The organism is Maritimibacter harenae, from assembly GCF_009882975.1.
GTDB classification, from domain to species: Bacteria; Pseudomonadota; Alphaproteobacteria; order Rhodobacterales; family Rhodobacteraceae; genus Maritimibacter; species Maritimibacter harenae.
Genome location: NZ_WTUX01000010.1, coordinates 382,029 through 400,868, shown reverse-complemented (window position 1 = coordinate 400,868; position 18,840 = coordinate 382,029). Strand labels below are relative to the sequence as shown.

18 protein-coding genes are annotated in these 18,840 nt (G+C 66.9%); 5 read left to right on the top strand and 13 right to left on the bottom strand.

The features are described from left to right. Window positions 1–41 precede the first annotated feature (41 nt). The 6 genes from GQE99_RS06190 to GQE99_RS06165 form a co-directional block, all read right to left on the bottom strand. A complete protein-coding gene (locus GQE99_RS06190) occupies window positions 42–890 on the bottom strand; it encodes a class III extradiol dioxygenase family protein (protein WP_161350714.1) in 849 nt (282 codons plus the stop codon). 14 nt (window positions 891–904) lie between these two features. After that, entirely contained in the window at window positions 905–1,264 is a 360-nt protein-coding gene (locus tag GQE99_RS06185) for a protocatechuate 4,5-dioxygenase subunit alpha (protein WP_161350713.1), read from the bottom strand. Window positions 1,265–1,528: 264 nt separating this feature from the next. Beyond that, a complete protein-coding gene (locus GQE99_RS06180) occupies window positions 1,529–2,425 on the bottom strand; it encodes an amidohydrolase family protein (RefSeq protein ID WP_161350712.1) in 897 nt (298 codons plus the stop codon). Window position 2,426: 1 nt separating this feature from the next. Further along, window positions 2,427–3,485: a 4-oxalomesaconate tautomerase gene (locus GQE99_RS06175; RefSeq protein ID WP_328794058.1), complete on the bottom strand. Its 1,059-nt coding sequence runs from the start codon at window positions 3,483–3,485 to the stop codon at window positions 2,427–2,429. A gap of 97 nt (window positions 3,486–3,582) precedes the next feature. Then, window positions 3,583–4,275 carry a 4-carboxy-4-hydroxy-2-oxoadipate aldolase/oxaloacetate decarboxylase gene (ligK, locus tag GQE99_RS06170; RefSeq protein WP_161350711.1) on the bottom strand — a complete coding sequence of 231 codons (693 nt, stop codon included), beginning with the start codon at window positions 4,273–4,275 and terminating at the stop codon, window positions 3,583–3,585. 11 nt (window positions 4,276–4,286) lie between these two features. Continuing rightward, complete coding sequence (locus GQE99_RS06165; RefSeq protein WP_161350710.1) at window positions 4,287–5,024, bottom strand: PIG-L deacetylase family protein; 738 nt, start codon at window positions 5,022–5,024, stop codon at window positions 4,287–4,289. Between the two features lie 177 nt (window positions 5,025–5,201). Between GQE99_RS06165 and GQE99_RS06160 the strand changes: the two genes are divergently transcribed. The 5 genes from GQE99_RS06160 to GQE99_RS06140 are packed head-to-tail and all read left to right on the top strand — an operon-like array spanning window position 5,202 to window position 9,639. Continuing rightward, window positions 5,202–6,440 (top strand): LysR family transcriptional regulator, encoded by a 1,239-nt coding sequence (locus tag GQE99_RS06160; RefSeq protein ID WP_161350709.1) that lies wholly within the window; start codon window positions 5,202–5,204, stop codon window positions 6,438–6,440. A 56-nt stretch (window positions 6,441–6,496) separates the two neighbouring features. After that, complete coding sequence (locus GQE99_RS06155; protein WP_161350708.1) at window positions 6,497–7,438, top strand: NAD(P)-dependent oxidoreductase; 942 nt, start codon at window positions 6,497–6,499, stop codon at window positions 7,436–7,438. Continuing rightward, window positions 7,435–7,833 (top strand): protocatechuate 4,5-dioxygenase subunit alpha, encoded by a 399-nt coding sequence (ligA, locus tag GQE99_RS06150; RefSeq protein WP_161350707.1) that lies wholly within the window; start codon window positions 7,435–7,437, stop codon window positions 7,831–7,833. Before GQE99_RS06155 ends, ligA begins: the two co-directional genes overlap by 4 nt. Further along, window positions 7,833–8,684 (top strand): class III extradiol dioxygenase subunit beta, encoded by an 852-nt coding sequence (locus GQE99_RS06145; protein WP_161350706.1) that lies wholly within the window; start codon window positions 7,833–7,835, stop codon window positions 8,682–8,684. Before ligA ends, GQE99_RS06145 begins: the two co-directional genes overlap by 1 nt. 10 nt (window positions 8,685–8,694) lie before the next feature. Next, entirely contained in the window at window positions 8,695–9,639 is a 945-nt protein-coding gene (locus tag GQE99_RS06140; protein WP_161350705.1) for a Gfo/Idh/MocA family oxidoreductase, read from the top strand. A 170-nt stretch (window positions 9,640–9,809) separates the two neighbouring features. On the opposite strand, the gene GQE99_RS06135 is transcribed toward GQE99_RS06140, so the two are convergent. The 7 genes from GQE99_RS06135 to GQE99_RS06105 form a co-directional block, all read right to left on the bottom strand. Then, window positions 9,810–11,075, bottom strand: a complete 1,266-nt coding sequence (locus GQE99_RS06135) for a glycerate kinase type-2 family protein (protein WP_161350704.1) — start codon at window positions 11,073–11,075, stop codon at window positions 9,810–9,812. Window positions 11,076–11,346: 271 nt separating this feature from the next. Then, complete coding sequence (locus tag GQE99_RS06130) at window positions 11,347–12,621, bottom strand: ABC transporter permease (protein WP_161350703.1); 1,275 nt, start codon at window positions 12,619–12,621, stop codon at window positions 11,347–11,349. Beyond that, window positions 12,618–13,769 carry an ABC transporter permease gene (locus GQE99_RS06125; protein WP_161350702.1) on the bottom strand — a complete coding sequence of 384 codons (1,152 nt, stop codon included), beginning with the start codon at window positions 13,767–13,769 and terminating at the stop codon, window positions 12,618–12,620. Before GQE99_RS06125 ends, GQE99_RS06130 begins: the two co-directional genes overlap by 4 nt. After that, on the bottom strand, window positions 13,766–15,289 hold the full coding sequence (locus GQE99_RS06120; protein WP_161350701.1) for an ABC transporter ATP-binding protein: 1,524 nt from the start codon (window positions 15,287–15,289) through the stop codon (window positions 13,766–13,768). Before GQE99_RS06120 ends, GQE99_RS06125 begins: the two co-directional genes overlap by 4 nt. Window positions 15,290–15,367: 78 nt before the next feature. Beyond that, a complete protein-coding gene (locus GQE99_RS06115) occupies window positions 15,368–16,399 on the bottom strand; it encodes a BMP family lipoprotein (RefSeq protein ID WP_161350700.1) in 1,032 nt (343 codons plus the stop codon). 264 nt (window positions 16,400–16,663) lie between these two features. Then, window positions 16,664–17,452: an SDR family NAD(P)-dependent oxidoreductase gene (locus tag GQE99_RS06110; RefSeq protein ID WP_161350699.1), complete on the bottom strand. Its 789-nt coding sequence runs from the start codon at window positions 17,450–17,452 to the stop codon at window positions 16,664–16,666. Beyond that, the gene (locus GQE99_RS06105) at window positions 17,449–18,777 is read right to left on the bottom strand and encodes a capsule biosynthesis protein (protein ID WP_161350698.1); all 1,329 of its coding nucleotides are present in this window, start codon (window positions 18,775–18,777) and stop codon (window positions 17,449–17,451) included. The genes GQE99_RS06110 and GQE99_RS06105 overlap by 4 nt, the downstream gene beginning before the upstream one ends. Window positions 18,778–18,840: the final 63 nt, after the last annotated feature.

Here is an 18,840-nt window from a genome sequence, read left to right as displayed (position 1 = left end):
CCGGCCCTCCGGAGGCGGCGCAGCCGCCTTCCCCCTTCTCGTCACGCCGCGCATTCCAGCAGCAGCGTGCCCGCGGCCGTGTTCGAGATCGGGATATGGTAGTTGCGCGTGATCTCGGTCACGTCGTCGCCCAGCGCACCGCGCATCATCATCCACATCAGGAACTCGGTGCCCTGCGCGCCCGCCTTCTCGACCAGCTCCATCCGGGAGATCTTGGTCAGCTCTTCCGGATTGGAGACGATGTTCTCGAGGCAGTACTGGTCGAACTCCTTGTTGATGAAGCCCGCGCGCTCCCCGTCGAGCTGGTGGCTTAGCCCGCCGGTCCCCAGGATCACGATCTTCGCATCTTCCGGGAAGGAGCGCAGCGCGCGGCCCAACGCCTTGCCGAAGTCCAGCGCCCGCGCCAGCGTCGGGATCGGGTGCTGCACGGTGTTGGCCGAAATCGGAACCGTCTTCGGCATGTCCGGGTGGTGCGGCGCACCGGGCCAGAAGAGCTGCATGGGCACGACGAAGCCGTGATCCACCGCCAGCTCCTGGCAGGTTGTCAGGTCGAAATGATCCGCGACCATCGACTCGGCGATGTGCCAGCTCAGCTCCGGCGCGCCGGGGAACGGATCGAGCGCGGGCAGGCCCCAGCCCTCGTCCTCGTTGCGATACTCGTTCGCGCAACCGATCGCGAAGGTCGGCATCCGGTCGAGGAAGAAACCGAGCCCGTGGTCGTTGTAGATGTTGATGCAGTAGTCCGGCTTGTGCTCCCGGATCCACTCGTGAACCTTCGGATAGCCGTCGAAGAAGGGCTTCCAGTAGGGATCGTCGTAGAGTTCCTTCTGGATCGCGTTGCCGACCGCCGGAATGTGGGACGTGGTGATCCCGCCAAGAATTGTTGCCATGTGGATGTCCTCCCTTACGCCTGGCTCGCCAGGTATGCCTTGAATTCCTCGGTGGTCTTGCCGGTCTGCAGGCCGCCCACGTCCTGCACCGAAAGCCCGAAGATCCCGGCGAACTTCGCGAGGTAATAGATGTTGCCGCCTTCTGCGATCAGGCCCAGCACGTCGCGCTTGCGGATCGCTTCCTTCTGCGCCTCGGTCAGACCGTATTTCTCCATCCAGCCTTCCTCGTCCGCCTTGAAGGCTTCGCGGTTCTCGGCCTTGTTGAAGCCGTAGCACATCTTGTTCAGCGCATAGCCCTTCATGGCCATCTTGCCGTCGAAGATCGTCGTGCCCGGAATGTCGATGTGATAGTCGTAGCCCGGCATATCATGCATGGCCGTTCCTCCTTCGTATGATCTGAGCCTGTGTGCCACGTCGCCGGATGCATACATTTGACCTGAATCAAGTCACGGCGCCAAAGACGGTCATTGAATGGAAAAAACGAAAATCTTATGGGCCATAGCCTTCATGGCCTGACCCAAACGGGCGCCGCGACCCCGCGAGACAAGATTTGGCCGGGTCACCGCTTCCGGTGCCCGGCCAACATCCTACCGCTAAATGCATACATGGCGGCGACTTGGCCGCGCGCGCGCCCCCGCTCAGCGCGCCCAGTAGAGCCGCATCGGGTTGTCGACAAGGAGCTTGCGCTGCGCCTCCTCGGTCGGCGCGATCCGGGGAATGAAATCCACCAGGTTGCCGTCGTCGGGCATGTGGCTTTTCATGTTCGGGTGCGGCCAGTCCGTGCCCCAGAGCACCCGGTCGGGGAACCGCTCCACGACGGCGCGCGCGAAGGGCACCACGTCGTCGTAAACCGGCGGCCCCTGCACGGACAGCCGTTCGGGGCAGGTCACTTTCGACCAGATGTTGTCGTTGCGCGCCATCAGGTCGAGGAAACGCTGGAAGTCGGGGTGATCCACGCCCTTCTCCACGTCGGGGCGCCCCATGTGGTCGACCACGATGATCCCCGGCAGGCTTTCGAGGAAGGGCTCCAGCTCTTCCAGGTCGGCCGCCTCGAAATAGACCACGATCGACCAGCCGAATTCCTGGATGCGCTCGGCCACTTCCATGAAATGCTCGCGCGGCGTCGCGTCGACCAGGCGTTTGACGAAGTTGAAACGCACCCCGCGCACCCCGGCCGCGTCGAGTTCGGCAAGCTCCTCGCGCGTGATGTCGTGGCGCACGCTCGCCACGCCCCGCGCCAGGTCCCCGGCCGCCCGGCAGGCATCGGCCATCGCCCGGTTGTCCTTGCCGTGGCAGGTCGCCTGCACGATCACGTTGCGCGTGAAGCCCAGGTAATCGCGCAGCTCGAACAGCTTGTCCTTGCCCGCGTTGCAGGGCGTGTACTTGCGCTCGGGCGCGAAGGGAAACTCGGGGCTCGGCCCGAACACGTGGCAATGCGCGTCCACCGCGCCCTCGGGAAGCGTGAAGTCCGGCTTCTTCGGGTTCGGGTGGAAATCCAGCCAGTCGGGGTCTTTCACTTGCACGTCGTCGGTCATCTCAATCTCCAAACACTTCGCCGTCCATCAGCTTGCGCGCGGTGCGCAGGATGGCGGCCGAAACGGGGGTCCCCGCCTCGTCCAGTTTCGCGATCACGGTCATCTCGCCCGTGGGATGTTCGATGGAAAGGCTCCTCTCGGCGCCCTCCCCGGTCTCGGCCAGCGCGTTCGCGGGGCTTCCTTCGAGCAGGCAGGCCGTCGCCACGCTCACCGCGCCCAGCACGCCGATCGTCTTGTGGCAGCGATGCGGGATGAAGGTGCGCGTGTTCACCGCACCGCCCGCCTTGGGCGCCGTGACCATCGTCATCTTGGGCACCGATTTCTCGGTCACGTCGCCCAGGTTCATCATCGGCCCGCAGGCCAGCCGGATCGCCTCCAGCTTGGCGCGCAGCGTCTCGTCGGCTTCGAGCGCTTCCGGCGTCTCGTCCCCGGTGATGCCAAGATCGGCGCCCCGCATCACGACCACGGGCATCCCGTTGTCGATCATCGTGACCTCGACGCCCTCGACCGTGTCGACCACGTTCCCGGTGGGCAGCAGCGCGCCGCAGGAGGACCCGGCGGTGTCCTTGAACTCGAGCGGGATCGGCGCGGCCGTCCCCGGCACCCCGTCGATGGCCGCCGCACCGGCGTAGCTCACCACACCGCCCGGCGTCTTCACGTCCGCCACGGCCACCTGCCCGGTGTTCTCCATGTAGATCGACACCTTGGTCTCGTCGCCGGTGGCGGGGATCAGCCCGCGCTCGATCGCGAAGGGGCCGACACCGGCCAGCATGTTGCCGCAGTTCTGCTTGTCCGTGACGATGGGCTGATCGACGAAGACCTGCAAGAAGAGGTAATCCACGTCCACGCCCTCGCGCTCGGATTTCCTCACGACCGCCACCTTCGAGGTCAGCGGATCGGTCCCGCCCATACCGTCGATCTGGCGGACATCCGGGCTGCCCATCACGCGCAGGAGAAACGCATCCCGCGCCGCCTCGTCATCGGGCAGATCCTCGGCCAGGAAAAACCCGCCCTTCGAGGTCCCGCCCCGCATCCACATGCAGCGTACACCGTCACTCACGGCGATCCTCCTTCATCGTTCCGGAAATACTTCGGGGAGGTCTGGAGGGGCAGCGCCCCTCCAGCGGGTCGCCCCGGCGCAGCCGGGGCGACATTCCTCAGACGTATTTCAGGCCCTTTTCCTCGAGCCGCGGCCGCATCCCGTAGATGTCGAGCCCCAGCTCGCCCGCCTCGAACTTCGCGCGCTTGGCGGCCTCGTTCGCCTCGCGGTCCTGCGCCTTCCTGAGCACCTCCGCGGCCTCCTCGCGCCGCACGCAGACCACGCCGTCGTCGTCGGCCACGATCACGTCGCCGGGATTGACCAGCTCGTCGGCGCAGACGACCGGCACGTTCACCGATCCCAGCGTCTCCTTGATCGTGCCCTGGGCGCCGATGGCCTTGGACCAGACCGGGAAGTTCATCTCGGTCAGGTCCTTCACGTCGCGCACGCCGGCGTCGATGATCAGCCCCCGGCAACCGCGCGCCTGCGCCGACGTCGCCAGGAGGTCGCCGAAGTAGCCCGCGTCCGACGGGCTGATCGTGCCCAGGAGCAGCACGTCGCCGGGCTGCAGCTGCTCGATCGCCACGTGGATCATCCAGTTGTCCATCGGGGGCGCGAGGATCGTGGTCGCCGAGCCTGCGATACGCGCGCCGGGATAGATCGGGCGCATGTAGCTGTTCAGGAGCCCCTTGCGGCCCTGCGCCTCGTGCACCGTGGCCACGCCGCATTCGGCGAGCCCGTCGATCACGGCCTGGTCGGCGCGCTCGATGTTCTGGACGACGACGCCGGTGGTTCCGGGTTGATAGGTCATGCGTCCTCCCCTCAGTCCAGCTCGTCGACGGTGCGCGGGAAGATGGCCTCGAAGCCTTCCGCGTGGGTCGCGGCCTTGCCGCCGGCCTGCCCGCCGGAGTTGCGGCGGAAGTGGTTGCCGCGGTTCTCGGCCACGTTCTCGTAGAAGTGCCACAGGTGCTCCTGGCCCTGCATGCACTGGATCGCGGCCCATTTCTTGTCCCACACGTCCGAGATGTCGAGGAAGATGTTCGGCTTCCAGTTCATCTGCTCGGTCTGGTGCGGCTCGAAGAGGTAGAGCTGAGGCGCGCCCAGCACCTTCTCGCCCGGGTTGTGACCCCAGGCCTGCGCCATCATGCGCGTCTCGAGCGCGAACTGCGTCGTGTTCATGTGGTCGGTGTTGTAGGGGTCCCACTTGGAGTGCGAGAACATGAACTTCGGCTGCACCTTGCGGATCACGTCGACCATCTGGTCCTTGTACTCGCGGGTGAACTCGAGGGGATAGTCGCCCATATCGAAGAATTGAATGTCGTAGACGCCCAGCGCGCTGGCGGCGTTCTCGGCCTCCTTGCGGCGCTCGGTCTTGACCTTCTCCATCGTCATGCCGTCCTGCTTCCACAGCTTCGCGGACTCGCCGCGCTCGCCGAAGGACAGGCAGACGACGGTGACGTCGTAGCCCAGCTTGGCATGTTTCGCGATCGCGCCGCCGGCGCGCCAGACGAAGTCCGCGCTGTGGGCGGAAATGACGAGGGCGGTTTTCTTGTCGGTCATGTCGTGCTCTCTCCCAGGGATCCTGTCGCGTGTCATGCCCCGGCATGCCGGGGGCCATCGCGCACGGAGTAGTGCAAAGCCCGGGGCCAGCGCCATTTGAATCCCGCGTTCACTTCATAAATATTTGCTATAGTCGTATATACGACATCGGCTCGAAGAAAGGGGCAAACCACTGGAATGACGGTTGAATTCCCGAATCTTCGGCATCTGCGTGCCTTCATGGAAGTTGCCGATGCCCACGGCATATCCGCCGCGGCGCACAAGGTTCACCTGAGCCAGCCGGCCGTGACGCAGGCGATCTCCGGCCTCGAGAAGCGCCTCGGGGTGAAGCTGCTCGACCGCCGGCCCGAGGGCATGTTCGCGACCGAGGAAGGCGCCGCGCTCCTGACCCGCGTGCGCCGGATGTTCGACCACCTCGCCCACGGCGCGGCCATCGCGGTGCGCATCGCCCGGCGCGAAGGCAAGCCGGTCGCGGATTTCCACCTGCGCGTGACGGCGGCCCAGCTGCGCGCGCTGATCGCGATCCGCGAGGCCGGGAACTTCTCGCTCGCCGCGCGCACGCTGGGCATTTCGCAGCCATCCATCCACCGCGCCGCGCGTGACCTCGAGCGGCTGGCGGGCATGACGCTCTTTTCGGCCGGCCGGCGCGGGATCGAGCTCACGCCGCAGGCCGAAGCCTTCGCGCGCGCCGTGAAGCTCGCCGAGGCAGAGCTCAAACAGGGGCTCGACGATCTCACCCGCCTTGCCGGCCGCGACAGCACGCGCATCACCGTGGGCACCATGCCGCTGTCGCGCACCCGCATCCTGCCGCAGGCGATCGACGCGCTGCTGGCGGGCTCCTCGGGCGTGCAGATCCGCACCATCGACGCGCCCTATGCCGAGCTTCTGCGCGGCCTGCGCTACGGCGAGATCGACGTGCTGATCGGCGCGCTGCGCGACCCGCTGCCCGTGGACGACGTGGAACAGGCACCGCTCTTCGAGGACCGGCTCGCGGTGGTGGCCGGGCCCAACCATCCGCTTGCGGGGCGGCGCGGGCTCAGCGTGGCCGACACGCTGGACTACCCGTGGATCGCGCCGCCGAAAGAGACGCCGGGCGGCTCGTACCTGTTCCGGGCGCTGGGCATCGGCGATCTCGACCAGACGCCGGTGCGCATCGTGTCCTCGTCGATGGTGCTGGTGCGCGGCCTGCTGGCGCGTGGCGATTACCTGACGATCCTGTCACCCCACCAGGCAGCCGTCGAAATCCATCACGGCGACATGGTCCTGCTCGACGTGGACTTGCCCGACAGCACGCGGGTGATCGGCCTGACCACGCGCGCGGGCTGGGTTCCGACCCCGACACAGGAGCGGTTCATCACGTTGCTGGAGCAGGCCGCGACCGGCGACGCGACACAGCCCTATGCCCAAATTGAATAACATTTCTGGGCAATGAATTTCCCTTCGCGCCACGTCATTCCTAGATGCATGTATACATGCGAACGGATCAAAACCCCTCCGCGCGCCCCGAGGCGCTCTCGGCCGTGGCCCTTCTGGGTTTCGGCGAGGCTGGCTATGCGCTGGCCGAGGGCTGGCGCAGCGTCGATCCGACGCTGATCCTCACCGCCTACGACATCAAGACCGCGAACCCGGACACGTCCGATGCCGCGGCGATGTGGGACCGCTACGACGCGGCCGACGTGCGCGGGGCCGAAACGATCGGCGCTGCGCTCGCGGAGGCGCGCGCGGTCTTCTCGGTCGTCACCGCCGACCGCGCCCACGACGCGGCCCGCGCGGCCGCGACCGTCATGGCGCCGGGCACGCTCTACCTCGACGCCAATTCCTGCGCGCCGGAGACCAAGCGCGCCTCGGCCCAGGTGATCGAGGCGGCGGGCCTGCGCTACGTCGACACGGCGATCATGTCGCCGATCCGCCCCAAGCTGCACCGCGCGCCGATGCTTCTCTCCGGCCCGCACGCGGCCGCGGCCGCCGAGCTTATGGGAACTCTCGGGATGGACGCGCGCGTTGTCGCGGGAGAGGTCGGCCGCGCCTCGTCGATCAAGATGCTGCGCAGCGTGATGATCAAGGGGATCGAGGCGCTGACGCTGGAATGTCTGCTCGCCGCACGGCAGGCCGGTGTCGACGACGAGGTCATCGCCTCGCTCGACGCCTCGATGCCGGGCTGGGACTGGGGCGCGAAGGCGGCCTATAATATGGAACGCACGACCACCCACGGGCTCCGGCGCGCCGCCGAGATGCGCGAAGTGGCCCGCACGGTGTCCGACCTTGGAGTGCCCGCGCGCATGGCGGCGGCGACCACGGAGTGGCAACACGAGTTGGGATCCCTGGGGCTTCCCCCGGGACCGGAGACTTATCATGACAGGGCGGACGCGATCATCGCAGCCCTGCGCAACGCGAAACTGGAGGAAAGCACATGACCAGGAAGGAAAAGGAATACGACGATATTCCGGGCACCTTCGTCTTCGATGCGGACCGGTCGCGCCAGGGTTACTGGCTCAACCAGTTCTGTATCTCGCTCAGCAAGGAAGAAGGCCGTCAGGCGTTCCGGGACGACCCGGAAGCGCACATGGCCAAGTACAAGATGACGGAAGAGCAGAAACAGGCGATCCGCGATCGTGACTGGAACCGTCTGCTCGAGCTGGGCGGCAACATCTACTACACATCCAAACTCGGCGCTTTCGACGGCATCGTCTTCCAGGACCTTGCCGCCATGATGTCGGGCATGAGCCGTGAAGACTATCGCAAGATGATGGTCGATGGCGGCCGTTCGCCCGAAGGCAACCGATACAAATCCGAATGGGAGAAGAAGTAATGGCCAAGATCACAGCAGGCATCGCGTGCAGCCACGTGCCCGCCATCGGCGTGGCCATGGACCAGCACATCACCGACCAGCCGTATTGGCAGCCGGTCTTCGAAGGCTTCGAATACTCGCGCGAGTGGAACAAGAAGAACAAGCCGGACGTGGTCTTCCTCGTCTACAACGACCACTGCACCGCCTTCGACGCGAGCGTCATCCCGACCTTCGCCCTGGGCTGCGCGGCCGAGTTCACGCCGGCCGATGAAGGCTGGGGTCCGCGCCCAGTGCCGGTCGTCAAGAACCACCAGGAATTCGCGAGCCACATCGCGCAGAGCCTCGTGCTCGACGAGTTCGACATCACCATCATGAACGAGATGGACGTGGACCACGGCCTGACCGTGCCGCTGTCGGTGATGTTCGGCGACAAGACGCCCGAGGACGACTGGGGCACGCTGGTGATCCCGCTGGCCGTGAACGTGGTGCAGTACCCGGCCCCGACCGCCAATCGCTGCTACGCGCTGGGTCAGGCGATCCGCCGCGCGGTCGACAGCTGGGACGAGGACATCAACGTCCACATCTACGGCACCGGCGGCATGTCGCACCAGCTCCAGGCCGAACGCGCCGGGCTGATCAACGCGACCTGGGACCAGCAGTTCATGGACATCCTCGTGAACGAGCCGGAGAAGGCCCGCAAGATTTCCCACGTGGAATTCCTGCGCGAGACCGGGTCGGAAGGCATCGAGATGGTCATGTGGCTCGTCATGCGCGGCGCGCTGGACGAGAAGGTGACCGAAGTGCACCGGCATTACCACGTGCCTGCGTCGAACACCGCCGTGGGCCACCTCATTCTGGAAAACCACGCCTAAGGGGGACATCATGCGCATTTGTGTCGCCGGCGCCTATGGCGCCTTCGGGATCAAGCATATGGACGCGCTGGCCAACATTCCCGAGGTCGAAGTGACCTCGGTGATGGGGCCGACGGAAGAGAAGATCAAGGCCTTCGCCGAAGAGCGGGGCGTGGGGCACTACGCCACCTCGCTCGACGAATGCCTGGCGCGCGACGACGTGGACGCGGTCATCCTGTCCACGCCGACCCAGATGCACGCCGAGCAGGCGATCGCCTGCATGGACGCGGGCAAGCACGTGCTGGTCGAAATCCCGATGGCAGACAGCCTCGAGGATTCGATCGCGGTGGTGGAGAAGCAGAAGGAAACCGGGCTGGTCGCGATGGCCGGCCAGGTGCGCCGCTTCAACCCCTCGCACCAGTGGATCAAGAACAAGATCGATGCGGGCGAACTGAAGGTCCAGCAGATGGACGTTCAGACCTACTTCTTCCGCCGCACCAACACCAACGCCAAGGGCGAGCCCCGGAGCTGGACCGATCACCTGCTGTGGCACCACGCCTGCCACACGGTCGACCTGTTCCAGTACCAGACCGGTGAGAGCGTCTCGAAGAGCTTCGGTCTCCAGGGTCCGAAGCACCCGGATCTCGACATCGCGATGGACATGGCAATCGGCATGAAAACGCCCTCGGGCGCGATCTGCACCCTGTCGCTGTCGTTCAACAACGACGGGCCGTTCGGGACGTTCTTCCGCTACATCTGCGACAACGGCACCTACATCGCCCGCTACGACGACCTGTTCGACGGGAACGAGAACCCGGTCGACCTGTCGGGCGTGGCCGTGTCGAACAACGGCATCGAGCTCATCGACCGCGAGTTCGTCTCGGCGATCCAGGAAGGCCGCGAGCCCAACGGCGCCGTGGGCCAGGTCCTGCCGGCGATGGAGACGCTCGACGCGATCGAGAAGAGCTTCGACTGAGGTTTCGCCCCGCTTCGCGGGACGACCGGGGGCCGCGCTGACGCGCGGCCCCTTTTTTCTTTCGGGGTGCCTCGCGGCGGTTGGCCGGCCTTGGCGGTGCCGGGGCCCACGGACGGGCGGTCCGCGCGCGTGGCGCGGTCGCGGCTTGCGTATTTATGGAAAGATGAAAGTCAGGACGCGGGACGCACGAGGATGGCGCGGAAGTCGTTCACGTTCGTGCCCGTGGGTCCCGGGCTGAAAAGATCACCCGTCGCTTCGAAGGCCGTGTAGGCGTCGTTGTTCTGGAGCAGCGCCGCGGGATCGTGGCCCGCCGCGCGCAGGCGGCCGACGGTCGTGCCGTCGGCGAAGGCGCCCGCGTTGTCTTCGCTCCCGTCGATCCCGTCGGTGTCGGCGGCGAGCGCGGTGATCCCCCGGGTCCCGTCGATATCCTGGGCGAGCGCGAGCAGGAACTCGGTGTTGCGCCCGCCGCGCCCCTGCCCTTTCAGCGTGACCGTGGTCTCGCCCCCCGACAGGATCAGCGCGGGCGGAGCGAAGGGGCGGCCGCGGGCGGCGCATTCGCGGGCAATGGCGGCGTGGACCCGGGCGACCTCGCGCGCCTCGCCCTCGATCGCGTCGGACAGGATATGCGCCTTGAGGCCCCGTTGCGCAGCGAGCCGGGCGGCGGCTTCCAACGACTTGGCCGCGGAGGCGATCACGCGGACCTCGTTGCGTGCGAACACCGGGTCGTCCGGATCGGGGGCGCGGCAGGTGGCGATATGGTCGGTGAGCCGTTCGGGGAGTTCGATCCCGTAGGTGCGGATGGCCGCGCGTGCGGCCTCCGCGTTGGTGCGGTCGGGCACCGTCGGGCCCGAGGCGACCTGCGCCGGGTCGTCGCCGGGCACGTCGGAGACGATGAGCGACACGACGCGCGCGGGATGGGCCGCGGCCGCCAGGCGCCCGCCCTTGGAGCCGGAGAAGTGCTTGCGGATCGCGTTCATCGCCGAGATCGGTGCACCGGAGGACAGGAGCGCGGCGTTCAGCGCCTGTTCGTCCTCGAGCGTGAAACCCTCGGGCGGGGCGGGCAGCAGGGCGGAGCCGCCGCCGGTGATCAGCGCCACGACGAGATCGTCCTCCGTCAGGTCCGCGACCGCGTCGAACAGGGCGCGGCAACCTTCCGCCCCGGCCGCATCGGGAACCGGGTGGGCGGCCTCGAGAACGCGGATCTGGCGCGTCCGCGCGCCGTAGCCGTAGCGGGTGACCACGACGCCCTCGCAGGGCGCGGGCCAGGCGTCCTCGAAGGCGCGCGCAAGCTGCGCGGCGCCCTTCCCGGCCCCGATCACCACCGTCCGCCCGTGGGGCACGGACGGCAAGTGCGGGGCCAGCGCGCGGGCCGGATCGGCAGCCCGGATGGCGGCATCGAACAGGTCGGCGAGGAGTGCGCGGTCGTCCGTGGTCATGCGGGCTCTCCCGGGCGCACATTAAATATGTATCTGAAATATAATAATAAAACCGGAAGCATGGTGGTTTTCCACCATTTCACTCCCGTTTCGCCACAACCTATGATAGCAGGGTATCGCGTGTCGCGCGGCATCGAGTGGTTCACCCGTGCGATCGCGACGCGGGGACGTCCCGGTGCCGGCTCACGAGTCTTCTGATCCACGGTCACGCAACACCTTACTTCAGTTGTCACTGTCAGCGCCGGGACGCTTTCCCGCGCGTCCCGGCCCCTCATTCCTTCGTGTAGGGCGTGCCGTTGGCCGCCGGCGGCTTGGAGCGCCCGATCAGGCCGGCCACGACGATGATCGTGGCAATGTAGGGGGCCATCGACAGGAACTCCGACGGGATCGGCGTGTTGAGCAGCGCGAGCTTCTGCTGGATCGAATCCGCGAAGCCAAACACCAGCGCGGCCGAGAGCGCGCCCACCGGGTGCCAGCGGCCGAAGATCATCGCCGCGAGGCCGATGTAGCCGCGCCCGTTGGTCATGTTCTCGTCGAAGCGGCCGACCGAACCCAGCGTGAACCAGGCGCCGCCGAAGCCCGCGACCATGCCCGCCAGCGTCACGTGGAAGTAGCGCGTCTTGTAGACGTCGATGCCCAGCGTGTCGGCCGCGCGCGGGTGTTCGCCCACGGCGCGGGCGCGCAGCCCGTTCTTGGTGTGGAACAGGTAGTAGGTCGAGACCGCCACCAGGATCAGCGCCCCGTAGACGAACAGGTTCTGATTGAACAGCATCGGGCCGATCACCGGGATGTCGCCCAGGATCGGGATCTTGAACGACCGGAAGGTGGGCGCGTTGTTGAGGTGGCGGTACTCGGCGAACACCTGCGACGAGACATAGGATGTCACGCCCAGCACGAATAGGTTGATCACCACCCCCGCGATGATCTGGTCCATGCGGTAGGTCACGACGAGCGCGGCCAGGAGCAGGCCGAAGCAGCCGCCCACGGCGATGGCAGCGAACATGCCGACCCAGCCGCCGAGCAGTGAGCCGACCAGCGCGCCGGTGAAGGCGCCGGCGAGCAGCATCCCCTCGATCGCGATGTTCACGACCGCGACGCGCTCGGACAGCACACCCGCGAGACCGCCCAGCGCGATGGGCACGGCGCGCACCATCGTGGCCTGCAGCATGCCGGTGAGAGAGAAGGACTTGCCCGCGGTCGCCCAGACGAGGAAGGCCATGACGAGGATGGCGAGCCCGATGCCGAGCGAGATGTTGGTCCAGCGCGCGCCACCCCGCAGGAACTGGCGCACGCCGAGGAAGGCGAGCAGCGCGGCGGCGATCATGTTGAACGGCCCGCCCGGCACCACGAGGTCCCCGATCTGCACCGCGTCGCGCGGCGTCGTCAGGCGGAAGGTGGCGCTTTCACCGGGCGCCACGTCGAGCGTGAACAGCACCAGCAGCGCCAGCGCGATCAGCACCCCGCCCATGATGCGCGCGCGGCGGGAATTGGCGCTTGCGAGTTTCTCTTCGCGGGCGGTGGCCCCGGTCGTCGTCGCGTCAGTCATGCCTCGCCCCCTTTGCGCCGCTTGCGAAAGCCCCACGGGAAGATCGACCGCACCAGGAGCGGCGCGGCGATGAAGATGATGATCAATGCCTGGATGATGCCGATCAGGTCGATCGACACGCCGGCGTCCACCTGCATCTGGCGGCCGCCCGCTTCGAGCGCGCCGAAGAGGATACCGGCGAACAGGATGCCCACGGGATGCGAACGCCCGAGGAGCGCGACCGCGATGGCGTCGAAGCCGATCCCGGCGGAGAAGCCCGGCGAGGCGCGGCCGAGGACGCCCTGCACCTGCGTCGCACCGGCAAGACCGGCGAGCGCACCCGCGGTGCCCATCGCGAGCACGATGATGAAGGCGGCTTTCATGCCGGCGTAGTTCGCCGCGTCCGGGTTCTCGCCGGAGGCGCGGAAGGCGAAGCCGATCTTGGAGCGAAACAGCATCCAGTAGACCAGCGCGACCGCGGCCAGCATCACGAAGATGCCCGCGTGGAGACGCAGGTTAACGTCGATGAAATCGAGGATGCGCGGCAGTTCCGCGCTTGGCGGCACGTCCTTGGAGATCGGGTCCGAGCGCCCCTCGCGCTGGATGAAGGGTTGGCGCAGGAACCAGTCGAGCAGCCGGAACGAGATCAGGTTGAGCATGATGGTCGAGATGACCTCGTGCGCGCCGGTCGTGGCCTTCAGGAACCCCGCGATGGCCGCGTAGAGCGCACCCACCAGCGCGCCGACCAGGAGCGTCAGCGGCAGGTGCAGCACCATCGGCAGGAAATCGAGCGAGAAGCCCGCCACGACGGCGGCGAGCCCGCCCATGAGGAGCTGCCCCTCGGCGCCGATGTTGAACAGGCCGGCCCGGAACCCGAGCCCGAGGCCCAGCCCCGCCAGCACCAGCGGAATCGAAGCGGTGAGCGTTTCGGACCAGGCCGAAAGCGAACCGACCGAGCCCACGGCGAGCGCAACGAAGCTGCGCCCGATGGTGGGCAGGTCGACGGCGGTGGCCAGCATGATCAGCGCGCCGAAGATCAGCGCCACGATGACGGCGAAGACGGGCACGATCACCAGGTCTTCGAAATCGTCGCGGCCATGCGTGGTGCGGGCCAGGAGCCCGCGCATCCGTTCGTTCACGTCCTTCAGATCGGGTCGCTTGTCCGTCATGCGGCCTCTCCTTCATGGGCGCCGGCCATCGCCAGACCCACGGCGTTGCGGTCGGCCTTGCCGCCCGTATTGTCGAATTCGGCGACGATCTTGCCGTCGTACATCACGTAGATGCGGTCCGAGAGGCCCATGATCTCGTCGAGTTCCGAGGACACGATCAGCACGCCATCGCCCTCGTCCCGGCTCGCGATCAGCCGTTCGTGGATATATTCGATCGAGCCGACGTCGACCCCGCGCGTGGGCTGCGAAGCGACCACGAGCTTGGTTTCGCGCTCAAGCTCGCGCGCGACGACCATCTTCTGCTGGTTGCCGCCGGACAGCGCGCCGCCCGGCAGGAAGACGCTGGGCGTCCGCACGTCGAATTCGACGCAGTAGCGCGCGGCGGTCTCGTTGACCTTCTGCCAGTCGATCGCCCAGCCCTTGGAATAGTAGGGCGAGTAATAGCTGTTGAGCACCATGTTCTCGGCCACGGTGAAGCTGTCCACCATCCCGGACTTGTGCCGGTCCTCGGGGATGTGGGCCATGCCCATCTTGTGGCGCTCACGCACGGAAGCCGTGGTGATGTCGTCGCCGTCGAAGACGATCTTGCCCGAGGCCACGCGTTCCAGCCCCGTGATCGCCTCGACCAGCTCGGTCTGGCCGTTGCCCTGCACGCCCGCGACGCCCACGACCTCGCCCGAGCGGACGGTGAGCGACACGTGGTCGAGCAACATCTCGTCGGCTTCGTCGAGCATCGTCACGTCGGACATCTCGAGCATGGTGCGCCCGGGCTTGGCGGGCTCCTTCGCGGTGGTGAAGCTCACCGGGCGGCCCACCATCATCTCGGCCAGGTCCGCCTCGGTCAGCGTCTTGGGGTCGCCTTCGCCGGTGATCCGGCCCTGGCGCAGCACGCTGATCCGGTCAGAGATCTCGAGCACTTCGTGCAGCTTGTGGGTGATGAAGACGATGGCCTTCCCCGCCTTCTTGAGCGTGTCCACGATCCCGAAGAACTCGTGCACCTCCTGGGGCGTAAGCACGGCGGTGGGTTCGTCCAGGATCAGCACGTCGGCCGAGCGGAACAGCACCTTGAGGATCTCGACCCGCTGCTGGATGCCGACGGGGAGTTCCTCGATCAGTTCGTCCGGCGGCACGTGGAGCCGGTACTTCTGGTTGATTTCCTCGACCTGGGCGCGGGCCTTCTTGATGTCGAGATGGCCGAAGCGGCCGGTGGGTTCGACCCCCAGCACGACGTTCTCGGCCACGGTCATCACCGGCACGAGCATGAAGTGCTGGTGCACCATGCCGATCCCGGCTTCGATCCCGTCGCCGGGGCCTTCGAATTTCACCGGCTTGCCGTCGATCAGGATCTCGCCCTCGTCGGGCGAATAGAGCCCCGAGAGCATGTTCATCATGGTGGATTTGCCGGCGCCGTTTTCACCCAGCAGACCAAGCACCTCTCCGGCGCGGATCTGCAGGTCCACGTGATCGTTTGCGACGACAGACCCGAAGCGCTTGGTCAGGCCGCGCAGTTCGACATCCATGGGCTGCCCCTCCCGACGGACAGGAATTTCAGATGGAAAACCGCCGCCGGGGGTCACCGGCGGCGGCAATGGTTCGGCTTACATGCCGACTTCGATGGACCCGTCGATGATGCCCGCCTTCACGGCTTCGATCTCGGCCTTCAGCTCTTCCGGCACGGCGTCGTCGAACGAGTGGTAGGGGGCGAGGCTCACGCCTTCGTTCTCGAGCGTACCCACGATCAGGCCGCCTTCGAATTCACCAGCCTTCTCCATCTGGATCACCTGCGTCACGGTGGAATCCATGCGCTTGAGAACCGAGGTGAGGTAGACGTCGGCCTTCTCCGGGTCGGTCTGCGTCTGGTCGGCGTCGACGCCGATGATCTTCAGCTGATCCGTGCCCAGCTCGTCAGCGAGCTGCGCGGAGCCCAGGCCCACGGGACCGGCGACCGGCATCACGATGTCGGCACCTTCCTGGTAGAGGTTCTCGGCGAAGGCGCGGCCGTCATCGAGGCTCTCGAAGTTGCCCGTGAAGAGACCTTCCTCGGTCTCGGGGTTCCAGCCCAGGACCGACACGTCGGCGTCTTTCTGTTCGTTGTAGTAGTTCACGCCGTAGTAGAACCCGTCCATGAACGCGGTGACCGGCGGAATGTTGATGCCGCCGAAGGTGCCGACGACGCCCGTCTCGGTCATGCCCGCGGCGAGGTAGCCGGCAAGGAACGCGCCCTGCTCGGTCGCGTAGACCTGGCCCAGCACGTTCGGGATGGTCGGGTCGTAGGCGAAGTCCACGATCGAGAAATGCTGATCGGGGTTGGCCTCGGCCGCCGACGCGGTCGCGTCACCCATGAGGAAGCCCACGGTGATGATGATGTCGCAGCCGCCTTCGATCAGCGAGTTGAGGTTCGCCTCGTAGTCGCTTTCGGCCTGGCTCTCGAGGAAACGGCCCTCGATTTCGCTGTCCATCTCCATGGCGTCCTGGACGCCCTTCCACGCGGTCTGGTTGAAGCCCGCGTCGTCGATGCCGCCGGTGTCGGTCACCTGGCAGGCGGTGAAGGCCGAAGCCGACATCACCGACCCGGCGAGCAGCGCGGCGGCAAGCCCGGTCCGTGTCGAAATCTTGCTGAGAAACGTCATTGAAACCTCCATGTCGCACCGCGCCCAGACGTGATGGCGCGGCAGGTTGCATATTATTTGTTGGCAGGCAACGCGAACCGGACGGCAGCGATTCCCCCTGAAGCCATGCGAAAGCCTAGCACGTGTTTTTTCAAGGTGGTTGATAGTTTTTGGCTTTTTCGCAGGATTTGACCCGACGTTCAAAAAAAATCCGCGTGTTTTCTGGCGCTTTCGATGCGTCCTGCCTCCGGATGAGGCAGGGCCTTGTCCGACGGGTGCGAAAGCTTACGTTCGGTCATCCTCCCCGTCATCGACCCAGAAGCGCAGACCGCGATTGATCCGCGCCTGCACCTTCCACGGCAGGAGCGCCTGGAGTCGCAGCCCCAGGCGCAGGTGACGGGGGAAATCGATCTCGCTGCGCCCGGCCTCGAGCCCTGCCAGGATCACCCGCGCGGCGTCCTTCACCGGCATCAGGCCCGGCAACGGGCCGCGATGTACCTCGGTCTGCGCGGTCTCCATGTGGCCCGGGTGCGCGATCACGACGCGCACGCCGTCCGGTCCCAGGTCCTCGCGCAGGGAGCGCGCGAAGGCGGTGAGCCCGGCCTTGGTGGCCGAATAGGTCGGCGCGTCCGCCTGCACGGCGAAAGCCCCGAGCGACGAGATGAAAAGCAGCGTCCCCTGCCCCGCCGCGCGCATCTGGTCGGACAGGCGCAGCGCCAGCGCCACCGGCGCGGCCAGGTTCGTGTCGATCATCCGCGCGGCCACGTCGGGACGCTCGAGCATCCCGTCGCGCCCGCGTCCACCGAACTGCGCCGCGTTCAGGATCGCGAGGTCGATGGTCCCGGCGCTCGCCGTGGCGACCCAGGCATCGCGCGCCGCCGGGTCGGTCAGGTCCACCGCGCTGGTCTCAACCTCGGCGCCGAGCGCCCGGAGCTCTGCGGCGGCAGCGTCGAGCGCGGAGAGGCGCCGCCCGCAGATGATGAAGGTCACGCCGGGGGTGGCCAGTTGCCGGGCCAATTCAAGACCCAGCCCGGAACCGGCGCCGGTAATCAGGATGCGGCGCGGGCCGCTCACGACGCTTTCTTCCGGCGCATGGGCCAATCGACGCGCACCCCGATCGCCTCGGCCTTGTCGAGCCGCGGGGGGCGCGGGTCGTAAAGGCCGTGACGGTTCAGCCGGTCGCTCTCCAGCCGCTCGATCGCGTTCTGCACGAAGGCCGCCCGTCCCTCGTCGCCGTAGATGGTGCCGCGCACGTGGATGCCGTGGGCGATCGCGCGCACGAAGGCGCGCACGAGCGACCTGTCCGGGGCCTGCGGCGCGGTCCAGAAACTGTCGAGCGGGCCGCCATGCGTCATCCCCTCGATGTCGTAGATCGCGATGCCCATCGCCTTGGTCGGCACGCCCCGGCGCAGCGAGATGAGCCCCATTGTCGAGTTGATCACGACGCAGCCCGCCGCCAGCCCGAAAAGCGCACCCAGGTCGCCCCCGTCGAGAAAGTGGCACCGGTCCGCGATCCCGATTTCGCGCGCCATGCGCGGCACCCGCCGCTCCCACCGCTCCAGCCCCTGATCCATCGGGTGGAGCTTGAAGATCAACTCGGCATCCGCCGGTGCATGATCGCGGAACGAGGTCATGACCTGCCGGATGAACCCCTCCTGGAACCCTGCCGGGGCGTTGTCGCGCAGCTGGTAGTCGCTCTGCATCTGCATCGGCACGAGGAAACGGGTCTTCGGCTCGGCCTGGAAGGCGCGGACCCGTGCCTCGGCCTCTTTCTCGTTGCGCGCGCGGCGGATGAAGCGCGGGATGTAGGCCGGGAACTCGATCAGAACCGGGTAGTAGCGGTTCGGCCGGTAGCGCGGGGTGAGCCAGCCGAGAAAGCCGTTGGACAGGTGAAAGCTCGCCTCGGAGAATTCCTCCTCGAAGCGCGTGCCGGAATAGAGGACGTGTTCGTCCACCGGGTCGAGCGCGGCGGCGGCCTTTCGGAACGCCGCGGGGTCGGCCGGAACGTGGGAATAGGTCGACTGCCCCCCTTCTTCGAGGATCAGCCAGTCGGGGCGCAGGTAGCCGTATTCCATCGACACGCAACGCACGCCCTCTTCCTGCGCGACGCTCTGGGCGGCCTTGTGGTAGGGAAAGCGGTCGGCGAAATAGATGATGTCCGTCACGCCGCGCTCGCGGATGAGCGCGCGCAGGCGGTCGGGCCAGCGGTCGCGCGCGCCGAGATACATCGTCGTGTCGCGACCATGCCAGAACAGCCAGTCGCCCGGGCAGAAATTCACCTTCAGCACCTTGTGGCCGCGCGCCGCCAGCGCCTGGCCAAGGTCGCGGAATGCCCGCGAGGTCGGGCCCTGCAGAAACAGGAAACTGCGCATTTCCGCCCCGTTCGGCGCCCCGCTCATCGGCTGTTCCATTTTCGGCTGTCGTATCGCATTAAGGCTGCGGCTGTTTAATCACGATCCGGA